General features: G+C 41.8%; 17 protein-coding genes and 1 pseudogene. 8 read left to right on the forward strand and 10 right to left on the reverse strand.

Annotated features, from left to right (window positions below; all coding sequences use genetic code 11):
• Positions 1 to 45 precede the first annotated feature (45 nt).
• Positions 46 to 855, reverse strand: coding sequence for a MerR family transcriptional regulator (locus GJB61_RS07890; RefSeq protein WP_154117915.1), 810 nt, complete (start codon positions 853 to 855; stop codon positions 46 to 48).
• A 160-nt stretch (positions 856 to 1,015) separates the two neighbouring features.
• Entirely contained in the window at positions 1,016 to 2,998 is a 1,983-nt protein-coding gene (locus GJB61_RS07895; protein WP_154117916.1) for an ATP-dependent DNA helicase, read from the reverse strand.
• A gap of 306 nt (positions 2,999 to 3,304) precedes the next feature.
• On the opposite strand from GJB61_RS07895, the gene GJB61_RS07900 reads away from it, so the two are divergent.
• Positions 3,305 to 4,927 (forward strand): histidine kinase N-terminal 7TM domain-containing diguanylate cyclase, encoded by a 1,623-nt coding sequence (locus GJB61_RS07900; RefSeq protein WP_229521569.1) that lies wholly within the window; start codon positions 3,305 to 3,307, stop codon positions 4,925 to 4,927.
• Between the two features lie 77 nt (positions 4,928 to 5,004).
• Here the strand turns inward: GJB61_RS07900 and GJB61_RS07905 are convergent, their stop codons facing one another.
• Positions 5,005 to 5,436, reverse strand: coding sequence for a MarR family winged helix-turn-helix transcriptional regulator (locus GJB61_RS07905; RefSeq protein WP_154117918.1), 432 nt, complete (start codon positions 5,434 to 5,436; stop codon positions 5,005 to 5,007).
• Positions 5,437 to 5,521: 85 nt separating this feature from the next.
• A complete protein-coding gene (locus GJB61_RS07910) occupies positions 5,522 to 6,559 on the reverse strand; it encodes an NADH:flavin oxidoreductase/NADH oxidase (RefSeq protein WP_154117919.1) in 1,038 nt (345 codons plus the stop codon).
• 150 nt (positions 6,560 to 6,709) lie between these two features.
• On the opposite strand from GJB61_RS07910, the gene GJB61_RS07915 reads away from it, so the two are divergent.
• Positions 6,710 to 7,840 (forward strand): GGDEF domain-containing protein, encoded by a 1,131-nt coding sequence (locus tag GJB61_RS07915; RefSeq protein ID WP_154117920.1) that lies wholly within the window; start codon positions 6,710 to 6,712, stop codon positions 7,838 to 7,840.
• Positions 7,841 to 7,866: 26 nt separating this feature from the next.
• Positions 7,867 to 8,700 carry a YihY/virulence factor BrkB family protein gene (locus tag GJB61_RS07920; RefSeq protein ID WP_154117921.1) on the forward strand — a complete coding sequence of 278 codons (834 nt, stop codon included), beginning with the start codon at positions 7,867 to 7,869 and terminating at the stop codon, positions 8,698 to 8,700.
• A 20-nt stretch (positions 8,701 to 8,720) separates the two neighbouring features.
• On the opposite strand, the gene GJB61_RS07925 is transcribed toward GJB61_RS07920, so the two are convergent.
• The 5 genes from GJB61_RS07925 to GJB61_RS07945 form a co-directional block, all read right to left on the reverse strand.
• Positions 8,721 to 9,164 (reverse strand): VOC family protein, encoded by a 444-nt coding sequence (locus GJB61_RS07925; protein WP_154117922.1) that lies wholly within the window; start codon positions 9,162 to 9,164, stop codon positions 8,721 to 8,723.
• Between the two features lie 14 nt (positions 9,165 to 9,178).
• Positions 9,179 to 10,999 (reverse strand): UbiD family decarboxylase, encoded by a 1,821-nt coding sequence (locus GJB61_RS07930; protein ID WP_154117923.1) that lies wholly within the window; start codon positions 10,997 to 10,999, stop codon positions 9,179 to 9,181.
• A gap of 29 nt (positions 11,000 to 11,028) precedes the next feature.
• A complete protein-coding gene (locus GJB61_RS07935) occupies positions 11,029 to 12,531 on the reverse strand; it encodes a methyl-accepting chemotaxis protein (RefSeq protein WP_154117924.1) in 1,503 nt (500 codons plus the stop codon).
• Positions 12,532 to 12,701: 170 nt separating this feature from the next.
• Positions 12,702 to 14,105, reverse strand: a complete 1,404-nt coding sequence (locus GJB61_RS07940; protein WP_154117925.1) for a flavin-containing monooxygenase — start codon at positions 14,103 to 14,105, stop codon at positions 12,702 to 12,704.
• 310 nt (positions 14,106 to 14,415) lie between these two features.
• Entirely contained in the window at positions 14,416 to 14,742 is a 327-nt protein-coding gene (locus tag GJB61_RS07945) for a hypothetical protein (protein WP_154117926.1), read from the reverse strand.
• Between the two features lie 196 nt (positions 14,743 to 14,938).
• Between GJB61_RS07945 and GJB61_RS07950 the strand changes: the two genes are divergently transcribed.
• The 4 genes and pseudogenes from GJB61_RS07950 (at position 14,939) to GJB61_RS07960 (ending at position 18,634) form a co-directional block, all read left to right on the forward strand.
• Entirely contained in the window at positions 14,939 to 16,198 is a 1,260-nt protein-coding gene (locus GJB61_RS07950) for a S8 family peptidase (RefSeq protein ID WP_154117927.1), read from the forward strand.
• Positions 16,199 to 16,872: 674 nt separating this feature from the next.
• Positions 16,873 to 17,013 (forward strand): annotated as a pseudogene (locus GJB61_RS32530) (alpha/beta fold hydrolase); the annotation flags it as partial.
• Positions 17,014 to 17,208: 195 nt separating this feature from the next.
• Positions 17,209 to 17,448 (forward strand): alpha/beta fold hydrolase, encoded by a 240-nt coding sequence (locus tag GJB61_RS31575; RefSeq protein ID WP_229521529.1) that lies wholly within the window; start codon positions 17,209 to 17,211, stop codon positions 17,446 to 17,448.
• Between the two features lie 97 nt (positions 17,449 to 17,545).
• Positions 17,546 to 18,634: a low temperature requirement protein A gene (locus tag GJB61_RS07960; protein ID WP_154117929.1), complete on the forward strand. Its 1,089-nt coding sequence runs from the start codon at positions 17,546 to 17,548 to the stop codon at positions 18,632 to 18,634.
• Positions 18,635 to 18,743: 109 nt separating this feature from the next.
• On the opposite strand, the gene GJB61_RS07965 is transcribed toward GJB61_RS07960, so the two are convergent.
• Positions 18,744 to 20,009, reverse strand: coding sequence for an alkaline phosphatase (locus tag GJB61_RS07965; RefSeq protein ID WP_154117930.1), 1,266 nt, complete (start codon positions 20,007 to 20,009; stop codon positions 18,744 to 18,746).
• A 182-nt stretch (positions 20,010 to 20,191) separates the two neighbouring features.
• Here GJB61_RS07965 and GJB61_RS07970 point away from each other — a divergent pair, with 182 nt between their 5' ends.
• Positions 20,192 to 20,947 carry a helix-turn-helix domain-containing protein gene (locus tag GJB61_RS07970; protein ID WP_154117931.1) on the forward strand — a complete coding sequence of 252 codons (756 nt, stop codon included), beginning with the start codon at positions 20,192 to 20,194 and terminating at the stop codon, positions 20,945 to 20,947.
• The last annotated feature ends 16 nt before the right edge of the window (positions 20,948 to 20,963 follow it).

Consider the following 20,963-nt stretch of genomic DNA (forward strand, 5'->3'; position numbering starts at 1 on the left):
AAAAAAAGCATCTGCTCTTCCAATAAGGAATGAACAGATGCGATTCTAAATCGGGATATTCACTTCTAAATAAGTTGTGCTTTCCCCCTCTACTTTTTCGGTAAGAATGATCTTCCCGACTATATCTCCTGCAATTGAGTATTGATGTTCATTTAGATAATCCAGCATAAATTGCAGGGATTCTCGCCTGATATATTCTTCACCAGAGGAGGCAATGATAGACGATACACATGTAGTAGGGCTAATATATTCCACGTTCTCGTCCATTTCAACATTAAGTTTATGTACCTCATCTTCATACAAACTGAGTCCCCAGCTATAATCAAAGCATGTATTATCTTTGGATACAAACTCACAATTCTCAATTCTGAAGGAGTAAAAAGAAAACGGAAGCATATTCATCCACTTATTTACCGTATCTTTCAAATAATCATTGATCAACAAATCATTCTTATCGGTTTGTCTCAAGCGATAAATTCCCGGTACATTCTTAAGTGTACATGTATTTAATGATCCTTCAATCTTCTTGAACTCATTATTAATTTCAATCATCTTATGAAGCAGCATTGTACTTTTCTTGATTTCTTCCTCCAGGTTCATCTGTGTTTCTTGAAATTTCTCGATGATATGTTCTGAAGAAGCATCCTTGATGAGCAAGGCCACATCCTGCAACGGAATCTGCATGCTCCTATACCATCTGCTCATTAGCAAATCCCTGGCGTCCAAATCATCAAAATATCGGTAATTATTGCTATTATCTTTTATCGGTCTGACGATGTCATGTTTCTCATATAATCTCAGCGTGTCTGAGGTCACACCTAGTATTGAGGCGAATTCACCTATGCAATATTTCAATCTGTTCCCCCTCTTTCCTATTTTAATGATATAGGGCCTTGCCCAGATATGATATGAGTTATTTTACGTCAATTGTAATGCCAACAACGCAAAAGACCACTTTCTAAGAAAACGGATCATCGTGCTCCGCCTAATCAGAAAGTGGTCTTTTATATAGTTACTAGTTACGCTGCCCAGCTAGGAGTTGCAGTTGAATCCCTTTCGGCAATACAGAGGTAATATACTCATGTACCGGATGCTCTCCGTCCTCTTCTGCCAGTACGGTTACAATTCCATGGTCTTCACTGGTACGAATCAGACGACCCATACCTTGCTTCAGCCGCAGCAGCATATAGGGCAGGTCTACATCCTCAAACGGAGACGTTGTCTCCGAGCGCTTGGCCATAAACACAGGGTCCAGCGGAGGATACGGCAGCGACCAGATAATAACGTTGGAGAGTGATGGACCGGGTATATCAAGCCCCTCCCACAAAGTAACAGCACAGAGTACACTATGTTCATCCCGTTGAAATGCCGAGATTAAATAACTAATCTCCTGATCTCCTTCATAGAGGAAGGAATACTTCCCACTTTCCGGTCTAAGCAGACATTCCTGCTTAAACAAGAAGAGTTCCTCACGTGTACGGAATAGTAGCAGCGCTCTGCCTTCCGTCCGTTCAATGAGCTTCATGGAAATTTCGATCTTTTCCGCAAAGTCACCTGTCAACGGCTCTGGCACATAAACATCCATCTGACTGCCATAATCATAGGGTGAATCTACCGAGAATGACAGGTAGTTCTTTACACCCAAGCCTTCTCTTAAATATTCAAATGATTTATCGACCGATAAGGTGGCAGAGGAGAATACAATCGGCATATTTTGGCTAAACATACTTTCAAGAACCTCTTTCACATCACGCGGCATCACAAACAACGACACGCCATCACTATCTTCCGTCGCCCAACAGATCAATGCTCCTGAATCTTCAAATAACTTCAGGGCAACTTCCATCATCTCAAGGCGCTCTTCCACAATCCGCAATTGATAATCATCCAGCGTGTATAGCTCGCTTTCAAACACCAATTCTTCCTCAATGGAAGCAATAATAGTGCGCATGCGATGCACATCACGCAATAAACGCTCATTCAATTCAATACTCATCCGATCTGATCCCGGAATACTATGACTTTGGCGGCGAATGCTATCGAACATAATCTCACTTTGTTCAATCGCTTCATCAATAAGCATAGCCAGCGCCTCACGGATGTCATTCTTCAGTAGACGGGAGATGAGTTCTTCAAATACAACATGCTTTATTTTATAACCCAATGCCTTCATAGCCGCTGATTCGAGCAAATGTCCTTCATCAAATACAACTGCACAATGATCCGGCAGAAGGGGAATTTGACCTTCCCGCTTACGTGCTTCATAAGTCCACACATGCTCCATATAATAATCGTGAGAACAAATAACCAGATCACCAGCCTTACGATAATGATCACGTGAGAGTGTCTGACCGCAGCGGTGGCGCACATCACAGGTAAAGCAATCCTGAAACGAATCCCAATTGATTTTGTTCCACTGTTCGTCATTCAAATCTGAATAATCCCTACGGTCGCCATAAGCATGGAACTCCTGCAGCGCTGCATGAGAGTGCACGAAATCCGGCAAGGTCTCATATAAGTCCTCCAGTGGCAAGCTCTCGTCATCGTTGTTTCGAGCCTGATCCAGCTTCTTTAAACACATATAATGATCCGGTGATTTGGCAAGTCTGGCGTCAATCTCCATATTCAAGTGCCGCGAAAGTTTGGCAATATCTCCTTCAGGCTTTACAAGCTGTTCAATCAACGACTCATCTGCGCAGGCGATAATAGCCGGTTTACCGGTATAACGTGCATAACAGATGCTGTATAGTAAATAAACCAAGGTTTTACCGGTTCCAACACCTGCCTCGGCAAAAATGGTCTTCTTATCTGCAAAAGCCCGTTCTAGCTGATAGGCCATATAAATCTGTTCATCACGGACTTCAAAACCTGCCTTAGGGAGGATTTCATAGAACACTTCTCCAACCCATTCACCCACCTGCTCGATAAAAGGTTTGGTACGATCATACTCAAAAGGATACTGTTTCGCCAACAAGCCTACCTCCAATATTAAGATCATGCACTTCTATCATGTCATGAAAGATTATCAACCAACAGGAAAAACTTAATTATCTCACAAATTCGATATAAACACAAATTCATTCTGTGTTTATAATAATATAAATTACATTAGTGCATTGCTGCTTTCCACTCCTAAGTTTTCTTAGGTATAAAGAGTTAATATTGTTGTATTATTTTCACTCTACTTATATATTGGTATTATAGTTATAAGCCTTTTGGCCCAAATTAGCTGACCAAATGACTACAACCACTTAAGAGGTGTTATAAATTGGGCCTAATTCCATGGATTGACTTGGCGTTGTGTTTGCTTTTATTTGTGCTCTTTGTTTATGTATTTGCGTCTGTAACCATTACTAACCTACATAAAGCTTATCTAGTTTTTCACTTCTCCATGATGTTATGGCCTTTCTGCCAGTTTGCAATTAAAACAACTGACAATCCACGGTTTCAATTATTTTACGTAAAGCTCGCTTTTGTCGATACGTCTCTGCTGGCTATTGGATGGCTTCTGTTCACCATTTTCCTCACGGGTCATTCTTCATTTCTACGAAGAAAAATTTCCTTACTACTGTTTATTCCTGCTCTATTAGTAGCGCTCGGTGTAATATTCAATCCCAACGGCTGGTTCGTTCAACCTGTGTACGGTACGTATATCCAGAGAACTTACGGTCCTCTTTTCTGGTTTCATATCACCATGTTGATAGCTTATGTAGTGGTTTCGCTCTATATTATGTATTTAGCTTTGGTATCCGATAAAGCACTCCGTATCAAAAAGCAAATCAAACGCGTGCTTCAAGGCATTATGGTGATGACAGCATTCATCTTGTCGGACATCATCCTCAATGTGGGGTTATCCCGTTTCCTACCAGTTATTCCAGGATTCACATCTTTTGGCATTCTATTATCTGCCGTCTTTTTTATCATTGCCATTCATCGTGATAAAGTATTTGATATTGTGACCATCGCTCATCAGGACATTTTTGACACGATCGCGATTGGGATTCTGGTGATTGATGATAATGACACCGTTATAGAAATAAATCATTCACTGCTACCCTATGTCCAATTGAAATTAGGTGACCGCTTCCATATCGAAGCTATTCTTCCCAAGAACTCTGACAAAAGAGAGCTATTCCTCGAATCTTACCGGAATCAACCGCTAGAAAGAACAGAAACGGAACTAATATATGAGGGGAATTTAATGCCAGTCCATGTCAATATTCAGGTTGCTCCGATTATGGTTAGCGGTTTAAGGGTTGGACGAATTATCACATTCCAGGATAGAAGTGAGCTTCGCCGTCTCATCGATGAGACTAGTAATCAGAACCAAATTCTGCAAGTCCGTAATCAATCTTTAATTGGAATTCAGACTGAGCTTTTTCAAACCAATCAGAAACTAGAACAGATGGCGATAACCGACAGTTTGACTGGTTGTTATAATCGTCATTACTTGACCCAACAGCTGGAGCAGGAAGTTATGAAGAACATGAATTTCCAAATCCCGTTTGCGATCCTTCTCTTAGATATCGATTATTTTAAACTAGTCAATGATAGTTACGGCCACTTGGTAGGTGATGAAGTGATATGCAGCACGGTGGAAGCCATCAAGCTGGCTCTGCGGCGGACTGACATTCTAGCTCGTTATGGCGGAGAGGAATTTATTATATATTTACCCAATACGAATCAAACACAGGCTACCATCTTGGCTGAGCGCGTCAAATCGGCAGTCGAATCCAATAAAATGATCATCCCTAATATAGCTACATCTATATCCATTACGATAAGTATGGGATTGTTGTCCATTACTACCTTTGCCGTTGAAAATCCACAGAATTCATACTTAAATGAGTTATATGAATCTGTAGACAAAGCCTTATACCAGGCCAAAAAAGAAGGTCGCAACCGAATTGTTAGTATCTCCAAATAAAACAAAAACTAACCGACCTGTAGCCTAAAAAAACGGGCTACGCGTCAGTTAGTTCCATGATTTTTTCTTATCCCTTATTATTGTTTGACATGGAGCATGTCTTGCAGCAGCTGCACTACTTCTTTTTCGGGAAAAGCCGCCACTAGAATCTCTTTAACTGTCCCTTGTGCTTTGTCGATCTTGTCTTGACCTATTGAGGTCAAAGAAGTATAGATGCTTCTGCGATCATCATCACAGACAGTTCTTTCTAAGGCTCCACAACCCTTAGCTTCAAAGCGGCTCACAAGTCGAGATACGGCACTCTGGCTTAAGCCCACCATCGACTCCAGTTGCTGCAGTTTCAGCTTCTTCTCTGATGCCTCAGACAGAAACAGTAGCAAATAAAATTCCTTCAAAGACAAGTCATGTCTCTCTTGCAGCTTCGTTTCCAAGGCATTGGCAACGTTCATTTGTATATGTGTCAAAGTCAACCAGTTTGTTATAAGGTTACGTTCAAGGTCATCCTTCATCTCAGTATTCCTTTCTCAGGCGTAAGTCCTACGATGAATTTTATTAATCTTTCCTTATCCCATTATAACACTGGCCGCTGTTCTCTTATCTCTTTATTCTTGGAAATCCCTGTTCATACTGTTTAGGAAGTCCAGCATCTTTATCAAGTTGTACTCCAGCCTCCAAAGTCCAATATGGATTTCTTAACATTCCTCGTCCAATGGCAACAAGATCTGCTTCATCATTGCCAATCACGGCATTGGCGAGTGTTGGATCATCCAATCTACCTACCGCAATAACCGGAACATTCAAGCTGTACTTGATTTCTCTAGCCAACGGGACTTGATAGCCCGCATGCGTGCCTGGTTTTCCTGCAGCAGCAATTGGACCTTCTCCACCTGCACTAATATGAAAAATATCTGCGCCAGCGTCTTTATACACTTTGCTGAATTCCAGACTCTCGTTAATTCCATAACCGCCCTCTACATATTCCTTAGCAGAAACACGCATGATCAAAGGCATACCTGCTGGCATTTCGCTCTTAGCCGCCAGAATAACTTCTTTCCCGAACAAGGTTAAGTCCTGTCCATATTCATCCGTTCTATGGTTAGTCAGTGGTGAATGGAATTGGTGAATAAGGTAACCATGCGCACCATGAAGCTCAATCACATCTAATCCGGCTTGTATAGCACGTTTCACACCCAGGCGATATTTCTCTACCATTGTCTTCACTTCTTCAGTCGTTAATTCCTTTGGAGTCTTGGAGTCCGAGTTAAAAGCAATCGCCGATGGGGCTACCGGTATTGCAGCATCTTCAGCTTTACGCCCTGCATGGGCAATTTGGATGCCCACTTTGGCGCCGTAAGAATGACACGCGTCAATAATTCTAGCCAATGCGGGGATCTGCTCATCAGACCAAATTCCAAGATCATAATCAGTAATGCGGCCATCCGGTTCTACATCTGTCATCTCAATAATAATTAACCCAGCCCCACCAATAGCTCGGCTCACATAATGGTTATAATGCCAATCCGTGGCTATTCCATCTTTATTAGTAACTGAATATTGACACATTGGAGGCATAACCACGCGGTTCTTCAGCTTCAAATCCTTCAATTCATAGGGGGTAAATAAATCCTTCATAATCTCTCTCCTTTTTATATATTACATGTATGCTCATGCATTTAAATATATAGAACAAAAAGGCTTCTGTCAACTATAAAGAAGCAACAATGGTGGAATTACGTTATGGTATAATTTAGTTGTCCGAATATATAAGGAGTGTTATTCATTATGAATGTCTTATTGCAAGTCCAAATAAATATAGTTTCATCCATTTTAGCTGTTATTATATTGGGGCATGCTTATTTCAATATGAATAGGAAAAAAATACGCAATAAAATATTTCTTTGGATTCTTGCGTTAACATTGCTCACTTTAATATTAGAGACTTTCAGTATTTTGTTGGATGGACCAGAGATGAGGCCATATATCACATTACATAAGTTAGTCAATATATTGGGTTTTTCAATAGCTCCTGTTATTCCGTTTCTGGGGTATATGTTTAGTAAAGAATGGGTTAGCAGATATCAGAAAGAGAAGATCAAGAGCAATTATCTCCTCTTCACCCTTCCGTTGGTCATTAACCTGATAGGTGCTTTGTTAAGTTATAAAGGAAACGGACTCTTTCACATCACTGGCACGAATACTTATGAACGAGGGACTTTATTTTTTATATTACCCACTATCACTTACATATACTTTAGCTATAACCTTTATTTCATCTATAAGCTACGCCGAAAATTCTCATCTTCGGAACTCGTTATCTTCAGCACTTTTTACATTGTGCCGGCTATATCTATTTATATTCAGTTGGAATACGCTTCTTATTTGACCATTTGGAATAGTTTGACAATCATTCTTGTCTTTGCTTATATGTTCATCCTAAATGAACAGGCCTATCGGGATAGTCTGACTGGACTTGAAAATCGTTTGTCCTATGAGCATTATGCTCAGAATATAAATAAAAAAAGGCTGCAAAAGCTGTTTATTGTTTATCTGGATATAGATGAATTTAAGATGATCAATGATCAATTCGGACATCTCGAGGGTGACGAAGCGATTAAGATCTTTGCTGATTTGCTCGTGGAGAGCTTTCGAGTTAAACATAAACGATTGATTCGTTTAGGAGGAGATGAATTCTTAATTCTACTAAACGCGCAGAAGCAGGAACAGGTTGAAGCTTGTATCCAACTACTAATTCAACAGGTTGAGACGTATAATACTAGAGCAATGAAACCGTATCGACTTAAATTCAGTTTTGGTTTGGCTGGCTATACAAAAGCTGTCGATTGTATTCATCAAATCTTGGAGACCGCTGATCAAGCAATGTATGCGCAAAAACAAAGTAGAAAAGGTTACTAGCGCTGATTCCCGAGAAGGAGTGAACTATGAAAAAGGCTTCAAAGATGGGGTTCTTCGTTTTTCTCCGACATTTATTCAAAAAAATTAAAAATGATGATGTTCAAGGGATAAGCGCACAATTAACTTACTATCTCATACTATCCTTTTTCCCTTTTTTAATATTCATTATGACGCTTATTGGTTATGCCGATATCTCTATGGGTGAGAAGATCAAATATCTTGAAGAGATAATGCCTGCAGAAGCAGTAACGATCATCGAAGAAATTGTAAAGGAAGTTTCAGAGGGACGGAGTCAGGCTTTGCTCTCATTTGGTATGCTTGCTACGCTGTGGACTGCTTCCAAAGGGATTAATGCGATTATGAAAGGTCTTAACCGAGCCTATGACATTGAGGAGAACAGAGTATTTTGGAAAGTTAGAGGCATTTCTCTGCTGGCAACGCTGGTCATCGGACTCGTCATACTGCTCAGCACTCTGTTGCTCATATTCGGAACCTGGTTAAAGACGAAACTCTTTTTGCTGACCAATCTGCCCTATGGCCTTTATCAACTATGGAGTTTACTGCAATATGCCATACCTCTGCTCATTATGTTTATTGTGTTTAGTTTGCTTTATTGGATTGCTCCTAACCGGAGAATAACCTATAAAGAGGTCCTGCCTGGAGCTGCTTTTACGACCATTAGCTGGGTTACGACATCTGTGCTTTTCTCTATTTATGTTAACCAATTTGGAGATTTCACCAAAACCTATGGGAGCCTTGGGGGAGTGACGATCCTGCTAATCTGGTTATATTTCAGCTCCATGATTCTACTCGTAGGCGGTGAGATTAATGCTATCCTGTTACACCGCCGAGTACAATAAACACAGGTTCTGCTGCCCACTTAAACGTTCGGCATCTTACTGATGTCCATATACAATACATTCCAGCAGTGCCCATCCAAATCAGCAAAACCAGCACCATACATCCAGCTTTGGTCTTGAAGCTTCTCTTCTTGGGGCTTCTCGTCTTGAGGCTTACTAAAGCTTGTACCCCCTGCCTCTACCGCTTTCCTTACCATTTCATCCACTTCTTCTCTGCTCGCCGCATCAATGGAGAACAACACTTCGGTTCCTTGCCGGGTGTCTGAAATATCATTTCCGGTAAAATTTTTGAACGTGGATTCTGGAAAAAGCATCACCATGATCTTGCTGTCGCCGACAACCATGCCGGCCATGTCATTGCTATTTTGATGTCGCGGGTCAAAAGAAAATCCAAGCTTGCTGAAGAACCCTTTCGACTTATGGAGATCTTGGACCGGCAAGTTTATCCACAGCTCTTTTGTCATTGTAATTCGCTAGTTTAAATACCATTTAAACTAGCGCCTTTAGCAAATAACCGTTCGATATTCTTTGCTACAGTTGGGTCCAATAGTAATGGGGGGGCCTGATGCGGCTTAACACGGGCATCAATAATTATATTATCACAAGCCCAATGCTTGTTCTCATAATGACTGTTTACACCATAAATATCATGTGAGGGGTTGCTACGGGTAAAAGTAGCCCACAGGAAATTGTTGAGGGTCGCACTCATAAAATCACTGTCATCACAGAGGATGATCAGCGGACAAGCAGAGATCTCACCTTTTGCCAGAATAGCATCACTTAGACCTTTTAGTTCCGCTTCCGCCTCCGTATAATTTGTGAATTTAGTCCCTTGAAGCGCCACAATCCCCGGCATCACCATACGTGCCTCTTTGAACCCCTGAAGAATACCTGGTACCTCTTTGCACAGCTCCCTTTTGGGTTCTCCAACAGCTGCAAATACAACCTTACTACCACTGTTAATCCCTGTACCTGAATAATCAAGGGTGTCTATTGTCGTATTTGTATAAAAGTGTATATCCCGACGAAGATTGATCCGCTCCAGGATATAGGTTAAAAAACCTGCGATATCATGAATATCTATATTCTGATCTTCTTCTGCCGTAATAAACAAATACTTTGCTAAGCTTAATTGGCCTGTACCCAGAATCCGATTCGCCATGGTGAGTATCTCTGCTGGCTGTTTCAAGGGTTGATACGGCGTATACCGTTCGCTGCCAATCGCTAAGAGCAGTGGATGTACGCCCGCAGCATCTACTGCATGAACTTCCTTTACACCTGGAATCTCTTGCTTAATCGCTCCACCGGTCAGCTCATGAATTAATTCGCCAAATGATGTATCTTCCTGCGGCGGCCGCCCGACGACAGTAAATGGGAATATGGCATTTTGTCTGGCATATACCTTATGCACTCTCATTACAGGGAAAGGATGCGTCAGACTGTAGTAACCCAGATGATCGCCAAAAGGCCCCTCCGGTTTCGTCTCGCCAGGATAAATCTCTCCTGTGATCACAAAATCGGCATCACTGCTAATACAAAAACCATCTACATAGCTATAGCGGAAATGACGTCCGGTGAGGAGTCCCGCAAAGGTTAATTCACTCATTCCTTCCGGCAAAGGCATTACTGCTGACAGCGTATGCGCCGGAGGTCCACCTATAAAACAGCTTACTTTCAACGGTAGCCCTTGTTTATTAGCCTTATCCTGATGGACACCAATCCCACGATGGATCTGATAATGAATTCCAACTTCTTTATTCATTTCATAATCGTTACCACTGAGTTGCACACGATACATTCCCAGATTGGAATTCATAATTCCCGGCTTATCCGGATCTTCTGAATACACTTGGGGCAGGGTGACAAATGCACCCCCATCTTCTTTCCAGTGTTTAATGAGCGGAAGGTCGGATATTTGAATTTCTTGGAAGGACGCTGGCAGACCGCCTAATTTCTTAAGCGGTAGGGCTCTCCTGGCTGCCAAACCAGTCCCTATATATTTAAAAGGATGCTTAAGTGCTTGGATTGGATCGTTACGCAATGCAATTACGTTCTGTGCAACATTCCAGGTATGGCGAAATATAAACTTGCTACGCTCAATAGTACCGAAAAGGTTAGATACCGCACGAAACTTCGAACCTTTTACATTCTCAAATAATAATGCCGGGCCACCCGCCTCATATACTTTCAAATGGATAGCAGCCATTTCAAGATCAGGATCAACCTCTTCTTGAATGCGCAGCAAATGTCCATGCTTTTCTAAATCGATGATACATTCTTCTAAATTACGATATGTCATTCTAGTACTCCAATCTGTAATTCATATTATTATACTGAAAGGTTCTCCGTTAACACATTTAATTCATGCGCCAAATTATTCAAATCATAAGTCGAGTTATTCATATTATCTATAGAGATCTGAGTTTGCAGGGAAGAGTCTGACACCCGTTGAACCTCTAGTGCTGTATTCGCTGAGTTATTGGCTATATCCTCTATTGAGGCAGTGACCTGCTCGGATCCAGCAGACATTTCTTCAGACGCAGCAGAGATTTCTTGGATTTGAAAAGTTACCTCTTTGCTGCTTTCCAGAATCGTCTCAAACGAAATTTTCGCATTTTGAACCATAGAATTTCCTATGGCCACCTCTTCAGCCCCTTCTTTCATAAGAATGGAAACGTGGCTAGTGGAGAACTGAATCTTTTGAATTAATGCAGCTATTTTTTGGGCCGAATGATCGGTTTGACTCGCAAGTTTTCTCACTTCAGTTGCAACAACATTAAAGCCTCTTCCATGCTCACCGGCTCTAGCCGCTTCAATGGATGCATTCAATGATAACAGGTTCGTTTGCGCCGCAATTTCTGATATGATCTCTGCTATACTCTCGACTTCATTGGATTGATTCTCCAAATCATGAACAGCTTCAGAAACTTTATCCGTAGATTGTTTTATTTTGGATAATTGATGCATCGTGTCTTCCATGGATTCGTTTCCAAGCTCTGATTTTTTGAGCATATTTTGCGCTGCTTCGGACACAGCCGAGGAATTCTCCGCTATTCTTTGAATGCCTAGAGCCATCTCTTCCATAGCTCTGGCGCTTTCTTTTGAGGATTGTGCTTGATTATTCGTTCCTCGGGTTACATTTTGCATAGATTCCGTAACTTCTTTATTCGCCTTCATAGTTCTTCCTGTATTTTCGCTTAATGAATCTACAGATTCAACTAATTTTTTGGAAGAGGTCATTAATTGGCTTATCGTATTTTGAATAAGCATTTGTTTTTCTTTTTTCTCCACCTCTAATCCTAAAGTCACTTTCCGAGTATTCAGGATATGTACAACGGTAGCACCAGACATCATAATTAAGAAACCCGCGTGAATCAACACCATGGAGAACGTATATTCATGACTCCCAAAAATAAACTCTGGAAGGATCAAATAGCCTACGATATGCTCGATCGCGAAAATCACTGTCATGATTATTATTAGTGTTATGTTCTCATAAAAAGCGATGATCGCAATAACCATGAAGATAGAGAAATGAAACTCCACCATACCATTGGCACCAGCAACCATAGATATACTCGCAAAGGTCATACTTAGTGAGTTATATAGAGGGATATGTGATTCTTTCTTTAGTAATTTCGCAGAATAGCTCAAGATTAAGAACACTAGAGGCAAAATAGCCACTATGATGGTCAGATATTTGTATTCACTAAAGCTTGTATGGGCTGTATGTTGATCATTCATTAAGAGGTAGCTTACCTGAACGACTATCGACATCATTGCTATAAGGCAAGCAAAACCAAACATTAACCTTTTCTTATTAATCATCATATAACCTCCAATTATAGTTCTGAGCGGTGGTTTGCAATTCTTATTGTAGAGTAGACTCCTATAGGCAATATGTATAATTTATGAAAAAAGTATGAAGACCTTTAGACAAAAAAAACAACCTCCAAGTTTATGGAAGCTGGCTGTTTGAAAGTTTATTTGTTCCATTTCGATTATTGACTAGTGAATTCAGCTTCATTATACGTAATGAAATTATTAAGAATTTCTTCCTTGTCATCAAGGAACAGCTGATCAGCCACGGCTGAGACGAGCTTAGGCACTGCATTCTTTGTGCCTGAAATCGCTGAAGCTGAAAGACCGCAGCTGGCCAAAGCCGAATAATTAAACACAAATAGTCCATGCAAGAGCTTGCTGCCCGCTTCATCTCGACTGATGAATGCAAAGCCTGGGCTGAGATAAGGATGCGCATCAAGCAATGCATTGCTCGTCTCAGCCGGAGCACTGTAGCAATCACTCCAGCGGGCAATATGACTTTCGACAAGCTGAAGCTCTGGACGTAACGCTGGCTCGCTAAGTAGACCGGTGCTGATAATCAGAAAATCAAAGGTATAATTGCCCTGTGGAGTAGTCACCACTGCTCCCTCAGCTGTTGCCTCGACATTCAGCCAAGGTGAGCCGAGATGTAGCTGAAATCCAGGCCAGGCAGCCGCACGCTCAAAGGTATCGTTCGTTGGTGGCTGATTGTACTTAAAGAAATGGGAAATCGTTGCATATTTATCAGCATCTGAAAGTACATGGAACCTTTCGATCATGCCCGAAACCTCCATCTGGCGGATCGGGTTGACACTCGGCAGCTTATCACGGCGGACAAAAACATGGGCTTCTGCCACACCTGTAGAGAGTACGAAATTCGCGTTATCAAAGGCGGATGCCCCGCCGCCCAAAATCGCTATTTTTTTGCCTCGCAGTGCTTCACAATCAATCATCTCTGAGGTATGGGCATAGAGATATTTGGGTAGTTTCTCGGAAATCATCGGCGGCACATGCCATTCGCCACCACCATGAATACCCGTGGCAAGAATGACCTTGCGCGCCAATAGTAGTGAGGACGGCGCTCCCACCCCTTCGATATGTAGGTGATGAATGCCTTCTACTGTAGGTTCGATTAACTTCAGCTTCACTTCATTAATGACAGGAAGAGACAGAACACGTCGATACCAGCGCAAATAATTCATCCATTCGCCCCGCGGGATCTTATCCAGCTCTTCCCAGCCCTGTGGTCCGAATTGCGCTTCCCACCATGAGCGAAAGGTCAGGGAAGGAATGCCAAGATCGACAGAGGTTAAATGCTTGGGGGTACGTAAGGTCACCATTCGGGCATATGTTTCCCACGGCCCTTCTAACCCTTCGCTATTTTCATCAATAACCAGAATATTGGATATTCGCTCACGCAAGAACCCAAAAGCCGCACCTAAACCACTTTGACCCCCACCGACAATCACTACATCATAAACATGACCTGCAGGGTGATCAATTGGGCGTACCCAGTCCGTGCCTCCGAATGCGAGATAGGATAGATCGGTATTTACTCGTTTATTTAATGCCTCTAGACTCATAATTGCTCATACCCTTCAGTGGCATATTTAAGATATATAATCATCATCTAATACGTATCCATGGACATATTATATCTTGTCTGCTCTGTCATTTAAAAGTGTATGGCATGTTTATTGTCATTATAGCTAAGTTTCTCTTTAGGGTTTGTATATAATAACTAACATATGATGTCTAGGCAATCTTCATATTGACAAATAAATTATTTGAATTTCCCAAAAAGGTTCAAATTAACGCGAAATGAAACAAAGCAGCCCGTACACACCGATTATGGATCGGTACGCATTGGCTGCTTTGCTTTGTACCGTCTATTTAGAATCTAGCAACATAAAATTCGCGATCTGCTGGAATCGTTCTATTCGTTAATACGACTCCATTAGCATCTCTTATTCTCAAAATATAGGAAACCGTCGTTAACGTAGCAATAGTAGGAAAGCGGACTACACCAAAATCATCGAAATCCGCAGTGGTGGTTGTTGTGCCTGTTGTTAATGAAGCAGTCCAACCCGCAGAATCTTTAGGCACATTATTTAGATTTGTTGCAACTACAACGAATCTGTCCAATGTCTGTCTAATTCTCCGTTTCTTCGGGGTTGCAGATGCTCTCAGTTTACTAGCCATACGAGTTCTGTTGGTCATTAAAGGTTTCTTAATAGCAGCCTTCATTCACTTCACCACTTTCTCATAAGATACGGTAGTAAATGCAATATGTATGATGCCTGAAACGCTCTATTGCCTATTAGTTGTCAAATTGAGTTCATCTCCCAGGTTACTAGAAATGTACCCACTCGTTCAGCAGTGCATACAATGCACTGGAGAGGGGAGTTAATTAACCATGAACAGACAAATTTGGCTGCAAAAAAACGCGGTAACAATCAATCGACCTTTGCGAAATAGGATCCAGCAAGCATATCTCCCCGGTCGTAAGGCGCTGGAAATTCCGGTCATTATTCAATTCAAGCAAAAAATAACCGCAACTGGGCTACATGCCTTACAAAAGCGCTTAGGTCAACATAGCTTCCCCATTATCCGCCGCCTTCACTTGCTTAATGCAGTATCGTCAAAGGTTTCGGTGAAATGTCTGGAGCAGATGTGCGGATGCCGTGAGGTTCGGAAAATATATTTGGATAACGTCAAAAAAACATCGCTTTATATTGCCACGCCTTCTATCGGTTCTGCGGCTGTTCAAAGGAAAAAAGGGCTTACCGGAAAAGGGATCAATATTGCCATTCTCGACACTGGAGTATTTCCACATCCGGACCTAACCCGGCCTATAAACCGGATTATGGCCTTTAAGGATTATATCAATCACAGAAAACAACCCTATGACGATAACGGACATGGCACACACATTGCAGGGGATGCCGCAGGTAACGGTTGGATGAGTAAAGGGAAATATAAAGGGCCTGCTCCGAAAGCAGGGATCGTGGGTGTCAAGGTATTAGACAGCAACGGCTACGGGTATGACTCCACGATTATTAAAGGCATTGAGTGGTGTATTACGCAGCGCAAGCGCTTAAAGCTGCGCATTCTTTCGCTGTCGCTTGGTGGTCCTGTAAATTCCACTTGCGAAGATGACCCTCTGTGCCAGGCCGTAGAAAAGGCTGTACAGGCCGGACTAATCGTCGTTATTGCAGCCGGTAACAGTGGCCCTGGACGTGGGACAATTGAGTCTCCCGGAAATAGTCCCACTGCAATTACTGTCGGAGCGGTTGATGATCGCCGAAGCCAGAGGCAAGCAGATGACCGGATAACCTGGTATTCCAGCCGCGGACCCACACTTAGCGGGCAGAATAAACCTGACTTAGTCGCACCGGGGGAGACGATCATCTCGCTTCGAGCTCCATACTCTAAGCTGAATCGCGATCTTCCTTACCTGCGGATTGGCAAAGGTTACATTGTGCTATCCGGTACCAGTGTCTCAACACCAATCGTCTCCGGTGCGGCTGCTCAATTGCTGCAGAGTAATCCGTCCCTTTCACCTTCACAGGTTAAAGCCTTACTTAAACGGAACGCCTTTCGCCTCGGGCTTCGGGCCAACACTGCGGGAAGCGGTGAGATCAATATGAGGTTTCTGCAAGACTACAGAGTATAGTGTATCCTTTAGTGTGGCTACGAATAAAAATAGAAGTCGTCAAACACTCACAGAGTGTTTAGTGGCTTCTTTTTCGAAAGACTTGGAATCCTCGGGAAGCGGTTTACTCAGATGCACTAAAGCATCTGGATAATATCGTATTTAATGTATTCTGTTCATATTTTTTCATCCGTAAATTCGCCTCCAGTATCTTATGCTCCCATGCTAAACATTTTTGATAGTGATCCAATTCATGAACCCGGATTCTATAGTGACAAAAATCCAAATGAATCTGATGCTCTCAGCACTCTGTTCTTGCAAGCCTTGAAATACGTTAGACACCTGGCTCGGATGCAGCCTGTAAATAAGCAGTCATTGGGAAGATTAGCTAGTTGGGTAACCTCCCCAAGCGGTTCCATATCTCATAATCTTCGGCATGGGCATATGGATTATATCTATTTCCATGAGCATCCACTACTGACCTCCGAAAAATTACAGTATGGTGTATAAAAGTACAATGAAATAACTGCCAGCATTTAATTTCCTCGTGACTCGTAGGTTTCTTCGGAATCATATCGCTACCCAATATTTTCGCCTGCCCGCCACAAACTCCAATATGCTGGTTAGCATCCATGTATACCATTTGCTGTTCTATTCGATGAGGCAAAGAGATATCATCACCGTCCATTCGTGCTATCCCCGAGGTTTTAAACCAAATCTTGTTAGACAACAACATTGAGGCTTGCCACCTTTTAGGTGTCTCTATGGGTTCACTTGTTGCTCAAGCGTTCGCTGATCGTTATCCAGACCGGATAAAATCGGTAATCATAGTAGGCGGCTATTCTATACACAAATCGAATGAACAAATATTGAAGGGGCAAAAAAAAGAGGGCTTGAAATGGTTGCTGTATATCTTATTTTCAATGAAGAAATTCAGGAATTATGTTACTACAGTTTCCTGTCACACTGATTCAGGCCATAATCTATTTGCTCGAGGGGTTCAACATTTTAGCAGAAGGTCCTTTTCTGCCATGGCTGGCATGAACAGCTTTTTCATCAAAAAGGAAACCCCTATGCCCTATCCCCTACTAATCATCGTCGGTGTATATGACCAACAGCTTATTCTAGAAGCTTCCGTTGAACTGCATACGTTAGAAGAACAATCGCAACGAGTTGTTATCCCAGGGGCGGGCCACTGTGCAAATGTTGATGCTCCCTCTGAATTTAACCATGCGGTCGAGAATTTTTTATCCAATATCAGAGTGACATAATTATATTTCAAAAAAGCAGGACATTTCCTTTGAAATTTTATAGAATTAAAGCTAAAAGCATCAGCGAATGACAAAATGAGAGGAGCATCCTCACAAAATGGCCGAAAAAAAGGTGACCTGGCTTGAGCTCTTCTATGACTTGTTGTTTGTGGCCGCTGTCTCCAAAGCGACTCATGTATTATTGCATGTTGAGCATGGCAGTATTTCAATAGAGCATCTGGAAAAGTTCATTCTTATTTTCGTTCCGATTTGGTGGGCTTGGGTGGGACAAACCGTTTATAACAATCGATTTGGTCAAGACAGCACAACCCATCGGATCTTTATGATTCTGCAATTGTTTTTTGTTCTGATCATGACAGCGAGTCTGGATGCAGACTTTGACGCGAATTACGCACCCTTTTTAGTCGGCTATATAGGATTAAGGGGCTTAACTGCCGTTCAGTATTTAGTGTCTGCCCGAAGGGATACTAAACTTAGACAGGAAACCGCGCGATTTTTGGGGACCTATTTCTGGCTTGGGATTGTGATCTCTTGTTTATCCCTCTTTTTTGACTCTTGGGCTAGATACTTGATTCTGTATGCAGGCATTGCTATAGACATCATTGTACCTTTGATCGGCCGCACCTATTTGGTAAAAACACCTATCCATACTGCACATTTATTAGAACGATTTGCTTTGTTTACGCTGATCCTATTAGGTGAATCGGTGATCAGCATGCTATCCGTCTTACAGTCCGATAAATTCACAGCCTCCTCCATTTTATTTGCTTCCTTGGCTTTTATATTAATTATTGCGATCTGGTGGCAATACTTTGAGAATGTCGAGAAGCGCGTAGACAAGTCGAAACAAACAGCAGGACAGACGATCATCTACGGACATTTATTTATTTATTGTTCACTCAGCATGATTGCTGCCGCGATACAACTCCTGTTTCTGGAGCAATTGGAGTATATCTTTATCCTTTGCTTCACCTTCACCTCCGTTCTGATCTATTTCTTGTCGGTCATGTTTGTGTTCCATCGATACAGATTTAATCATCTCAACCTAAACTTCAAAATCATTCTTTCATTAACCGGAATGCTCTGCACCTTATTCACCTTGGATCTATTCATAGTTGCTTCCCCTCATCTTATATTAGGTGAAATCATGCTGTTTTTTATCGTCTTCGCTAAAGCAACAGCTTAATTAAACTAAATTACTTCATGTTGATCCACAAAAAAAAGCATCTGCCCTTGGGTAACAGATGCAATGCTCAGATATGTGTTGGTCTCGTATTCCTGCTATTCTATCTATATTATTTCACTTTATATCCTAGCGACTGCATAAGCTTGGTGAATACTTCAGTGTTTTCGTAAATTCCAGTAAATAACTCAGAGTTTCTACCCATTGCTGTGACAGGAATATCAACCGCTGTATGACCCGAGGTTGTCCAATCTACCACAAAGTTGAACTTGGAATTGGCGATGGCGAATGGACCGTCTTCTTTGGAAATACCATCACCAGATTCATCATCAGCGTTTACTTCTTCAATGGAGAATCCGCCTGTTTCGTGATCAGCAAGGACAAGGACAAGCGTATCCGGATTTTTCTTGGCAAAATCCTTAGCCACTTGTACGGATTTATCCAGCTCTTGACCCGCTTTAATCGTCATTTTGGCGTTGTTTTGATGGGCAAATTCATCCGTACCTTCTTCTTCAACCATTAGGAAAAATCCCTTTTTGTTGGAGGCAAGCGTGTCTATCGCCTTTTTAGTCATTTCTGGCAGGGAGACAACCGGGTTATAAATATCCCCTTCACCTTCTGCTTTTTGCTGGAACATTTCCTCATTTGCGAACAGTCCGAGAAGCTTACCGCCTTTTGCTTTTTGCATATCAGCTTTGTTCGATACATAGCTATACCCTAATTGTTTAGCTTTGGTTATAAGATTGCCCTGTGTCCCCTTGCTTTTCTCCGAAGGATCCTCCGCTGGCTCATCTTTGAATTTACCGGGTTCTCCTGCCGGGTACCAGAAATCCTCTCCGCCACCGAGAAGTACATCAACTTTGCTCTTGGTCAATAGCTGCAAGGCGATGTCACTTTGTTTGGAACGGTCCTCTACATGTGCGCCAAACGCGGCACCCGTAGCATCGGTAACTTGGCTGGTCGTTACCACTCCGGTAGATTTCCCAGACTCTTTAGCATATTCCATGATCGTTTTTACGGATTTTTTGTTAGCATCCATACCTATAGCTCCGTTATACGTCTTCACTCCGCTGGCATATGCTGTAGCTGAAGCAGCCGAATCCGTCACCGGAATAGTAGAACTCGTATGAATTAATCCAACGTATGGCATCGCATCCATGGCCAGTTTGCCTTTTTCACCTACGGTCGCCAATCGGATTGCATCGCGTTGGGCTGTTCCCATGCCATCACCGATAAACAGAATTACATTCTTCGTCTTTGCAGACGCCGCGTCTGCAGAATTTGTTGCTTGAGTAGTGACCACGCTTGTAACCAAAAGCGCACTCGCTGCAGTAACCACCATCGCAGCTTTGAATCTATTCTTGTTCTGTGATTTCATATATTCCCTCCTAAGGTGTGTTTACTACCTTATAGTAAAGTACATACGTTAAGAGAGTATTTTCGTGATATATCTATAATGTTAACGGAAGGATTTCTGATTTTTCATTTTCTCTTGACCTTAGGTCAGACCTAAGGTTTATAGTTGGTATATTAAATAATATTTAGACAGGAGTACTACAATTGAAAGAGTACATTACCATTAGCGAGTTGTCCAAACTGATGAGCGTATCTGTGCATCAAATCCGTTATTTTGAAGAAAAAGAAATTCTTGTTCCAGCTTACACAGACACAAATAAATATCGAATGTACGGTGTCACGGAAATTTATCAGCTTTCCCATATTTTACTGCTCCGCAAGCTAAACGTCCCTGTTAATCAGATTAAAGAATGTATTTCCACTTACTCTGCGGATGATTATAATCAGCTTCTGAAAGAATCCTTAAAGAAGGTTCAATCTGAAATTGATCAGCTAATGCTGTTCAAGCCATTTATTCAAAAGATACTTTCAGAACATCAAGAGTTGAATAATCTTAACAACAGCTACCAAATTAAGTCGATGAATACCCGTCATTTGAAACAGTGGCTTCAGTTAGGGGTTACAGAGGTGCTCACTGCCCGAAGTCTGTATGACAACAAGCCTAATCTGCCTCATTTATTTGAAGATGATCTGCATTATTTATACGATTCCAATCAGTTAACCCTCTGTTTTGAAACGACTGACCCAGCCGATGTCATCCTGGAGAAAGGAGATTATCTCTATATACACCTTCTAGTCTCTGAAGATCAGGATATTGAGTCTGAAATTAGCCTGCTTGAACAATATTTAATACAACAACAGTACGCCCAGCATGGCCCAATTATCATTTTAGAAAAATCCTATCTTTCCATATTCAATAACAACAAGCTGCACTATGAAATACAAGTAAAAGTGAGTTAAAACCTAGCGGAGGTGC

Source organism: Paenibacillus monticola (assembly GCF_009664975.1).
GTDB classification, from domain to species: domain Bacteria; phylum Bacillota; class Bacilli; order Paenibacillales; family Paenibacillaceae; genus Paenibacillus_AQ; species Paenibacillus_AQ monticola.

Bases quoted from the DNA above. Each gene is read 5' to 3' on its own strand.
- GJB61_RS07945 (WP_154117926.1), bottom strand. From the start codon at position 14,742: ATGACCAACAGAACTCGTATGGCTAGTAAACTGAGAGCATCTGCAACC.
- GJB61_RS07915 (WP_154117920.1), top strand. From the start codon at position 6,710: ATGAATGTCTTATTGCAAGTCCAAATAAATATAGTTTCATCCATTTTA.
- GJB61_RS07905 (WP_154117918.1), bottom strand. From the start codon at position 5,436: ATGAAGGATGACCTTGAACGTAACCTTATAACAAACTGGTTGACTTTG.
- GJB61_RS07930 (WP_154117923.1), bottom strand. From the start codon at position 10,999: ATGACATATCGTAATTTAGAAGAATGTATCATCGATTTAGAAAAGCAT.
- GJB61_RS07895 (WP_154117916.1), bottom strand. From the start codon at position 2,998: ATGATCTTAATATTGGAGGTAGGCTTGTTGGCGAAACAGTATCCTTTT.
- GJB61_RS07940 (WP_154117925.1), bottom strand. From the start codon at position 14,105: ATGAGTCTAGAGGCATTAAATAAACGAGTAAATACCGATCTATCCTAT.
- GJB61_RS07965 (WP_154117930.1), bottom strand. From the start codon at position 20,009: ATGAAATCACAGAACAAGAATAGATTCAAAGCTGCGATGGTGGTTACT.
- GJB61_RS07910 (WP_154117919.1), bottom strand. From the start codon at position 6,559: ATGAAGGATTTATTTACCCCCTATGAATTGAAGGATTTGAAGCTGAAG.
- GJB61_RS07925 (WP_154117922.1), bottom strand. From the start codon at position 9,164: ATGACAAAAGAGCTGTGGATAAACTTGCCGGTCCAAGATCTCCATAAG.
- GJB61_RS07950 (WP_154117927.1), top strand. From the start codon at position 14,939: ATGAACAGACAAATTTGGCTGCAAAAAAACGCGGTAACAATCAATCGA.
- GJB61_RS31575 (WP_229521529.1), top strand. From the start codon at position 17,209: ATGGCTGGCATGAACAGCTTTTTCATCAAAAAGGAAACCCCTATGCCC.
- GJB61_RS07960 (WP_154117929.1), top strand. From the start codon at position 17,546: ATGGCCGAAAAAAAGGTGACCTGGCTTGAGCTCTTCTATGACTTGTTG.
- GJB61_RS07935 (WP_154117924.1), bottom strand. From the start codon at position 12,531: ATGATGATTAATAAGAAAAGGTTAATGTTTGGTTTTGCTTGCCTTATA.
- GJB61_RS07920 (WP_154117921.1), top strand. From the start codon at position 7,867: ATGAAAAAGGCTTCAAAGATGGGGTTCTTCGTTTTTCTCCGACATTTA.